Consider the following 1348-nt stretch of genomic DNA (forward strand, 5'->3'; position numbering starts at 1 on the left):
GCTCGCGATCAGCTCGGCCGACTCGATGCCGGCCGCCGCCGCCCGCTCCCGGTCCCGCTCCTTCACCGCCCACACACGGGCAGTGGCCGTCATGAACAGCCGCCTGTCGCAGGGGATGCGGGCGTTGTCCAGGATGGCCGCCCAGGGCTTCCCAGCGGCGCCGGAGACCCGGTGGGCTTCGTCCACGATGGCGAGCGAGAACGGACTCAGGCCCTCCTGGTGGGCCTTCTCCAGGTGCCCGAGCCCGAGGCTGGCGTAGGTGGCGAACACCGTCACCTTGCCGGGGCCGGCCGTCCAGCGGATCAGCTCCGCCGGATCGGTGGTGCACGCGACCCCCGGCTGCTCAGACCCCTTCAGTGAGCACAGCCCGACCATCCGGCCGCCGTACCCCTCGGCCTTCCACACGGCCACCGTCTGTTCCAGCAGCGGCAGCGACGGCACCAGCACGAGGGTGCGCTCGGAGCGGAGCCGCTCGGCCACGTGCACTGCCGTCAGACTCTTGCCCGAGCCCGTCGCGGCCCGCACCTGACAGCGGAGCCCCTCCGGCGGGAGCAGACCCGACGCCGGAGGCGTCAGAAGTCGTACAGAGGCGTCACACGCCTCCTGCTGATTAGGGCGAAGCTTTTTCGGCATGGTAGGCAATTCCTTTCCAGGGAAATATCGAAGGCGCGAGACGGCGGTTTCAGCGTGCCATGTGAATTCAGTGGGGATTTCTCGGGCCGGGGGCCACGGCGACGCCGGCGACCTGGACCAGGCCGTCACCGCCGCTCTCGACGCTGTCCGCCAAGACCCCCAGCAGCCGCTCGACCCCAACCCCCAGCCCGGCCGCCAGCGCCACCAGCCGCTGCTCCGTCTGCGGGGAGATCCCCACCTGCACCTGCACCTGCCGCTGACTCCCGCGCATCTGCCGCTCCCGGCGAGACTGCTGGACCTTCTCCTGCGCGACGTCGTTCACGGCCAGGCCCCGAGCCCGGACCAGCTCCACGAGCCGCTCCCGCTCGGAGGCCTCCTCCGAAGCCGCCGACCCCGAGTCCTCCACCCGGCCGGCCTGCCGCTCCCACCAGCGAGCCTCCTCCGACTGCCCGGCCAGATACTCCGCCGATTTCCCCTGCGCCTGACGGCGCACAGCGGACCGAGCGTAATAGACGGAATTGGCACCCATCGAATTCCCCTTCGCTGCTGCTGCCCCACATCCGAGGGGCCGGAGGCCCACCGAAGCCGGGCCAGCAGCCCAAAGTCTAGCGGCTTGCTCAGTTTGATACAGCACCTTCGGGCGAAGCCCGTCCCTCTCCACTCCTTCGAGTGACCCCACCACCTGACCACCCCTCACCACCACCCCACCCGATCC

At 70.4% G+C, this 1348-nt stretch carries 2 protein-coding genes; both read right to left on the reverse strand.

All coding sequences use genetic code 11. The features are described from left to right. Positions 1–633, reverse strand: a 633-nt coding sequence (locus tag AA75_RS26780; protein ID WP_149038394.1) for a DEAD/DEAH box helicase family protein, incomplete at its 3' end; no start/stop codon positions are given. 67 nt (positions 634–700) lie between these two features. Further along, positions 701–1126 (reverse strand): hypothetical protein, encoded by a 426-nt coding sequence (locus AA75_RS26785; protein WP_149038395.1) that lies wholly within the window; start codon positions 1124–1126, stop codon positions 701–703. Positions 1127–1348 lie beyond the last annotated feature (222 nt).

Origin of the sequence: Kitasatospora sp. MBT63 (assembly GCF_000710465.2) — a bacterium.
Classification (GTDB): Bacteria; Actinomycetota; Actinomycetes; order Streptomycetales; family Streptomycetaceae; genus Kitasatospora.